Source organism: Streptomyces sp. URMC 126, assembly GCF_051386555.1.
GTDB lineage: Bacteria > Actinomycetota > Actinomycetes > Streptomycetales > Streptomycetaceae > Streptomyces.
This window is the reverse complement of the sequence record NZ_JBPQTX010001051.1, coordinates 1-257: the sequence shown is the minus strand read 5'-3', so window position 1 is coordinate 257 and position 257 is coordinate 1. Positions and strand designations below refer to the sequence as shown.

1 pseudogene is annotated in these 257 nt (G+C 69.6%); it reads left to right on the top strand.

From position 1 onward, the window contains the following. Positions 1-15 precede the first annotated feature (15 nt). Positions 16-257, top strand: a pseudogene (locus ACSNOK_RS35055) (hypothetical protein); the annotation flags it as partial.

The following is a 257-nucleotide window of genomic DNA, read 5'->3' as shown; positions in this document are numbered from 1 at the left end:
CGCGACGATGCCCCCATGAACGAGGGCGCGCGCATCGAGGAACTCCCTGAGCCGGTACAGACCCGGTGGACCCGGTCGACGATCCACCCCGACATGTGGGTCGACCCGGACGACGACCCGCGCGAGACCGATGCCGAGCCGGCCGATGAACGCGGCGTCCTGCTCGACAACCTGCGCCACTACCGCCTCACCCTGGAAATGAAATGCGCGGGCCTGGACGCCGAACAGATGGCCCGGCGCACCGTACCGCCGTCCAC